Below are 316 nucleotides of genomic sequence, written 5' to 3'. Positions count from 1 at the left end.
AAAAAAAAGCAGCCTCCAATCATTCGACTGGAGGCTGTTTTTATATAAACTAAACTGTAAAAAGTTTAACGTTTCTTCTTTTTAAACTTTGCTTTGTTCTTTCTTCTGTTGAACGGAACGGCATCATCAAAAGTGTGCTTTGCATCTCCTTTTGGTTTGTTTTTACGCCATCTTTCGTTTTTCTCTGGAAGTAAGACACTAAGTAAATCTTGACGCCCTAATTTGTTTAGGGTCTTTTTAATCCAGGCTTTGTTTTCATCTTTATACCAGAAGAAAAAACGATGTTGCTCTTCTTTTTCTTTTTGCGATATTGGTG

1 protein-coding gene is annotated in these 316 nt (G+C 34.5%); it reads right to left on the bottom strand.

What is annotated here, in order from left to right; all coding sequences use genetic code 11:
• Window positions 1–65: 65 nt before the first annotated feature.
• A partial coding sequence (locus H2O73_RS23660; RefSeq protein WP_220457712.1) for a hypothetical protein occupies window positions 66–316 on the bottom strand: 251 nt, incomplete at its 5' end.

The organism is Vibrio marinisediminis, from assembly GCF_014050145.1.
GTDB classification, from domain to species: domain Bacteria; phylum Pseudomonadota; class Gammaproteobacteria; order Enterobacterales; family Vibrionaceae; genus Vibrio; species Vibrio marinisediminis.
Note: the sequence above shows the minus strand (reverse complement) of the source record. Positions and strands in the feature narration are given on the sequence as shown.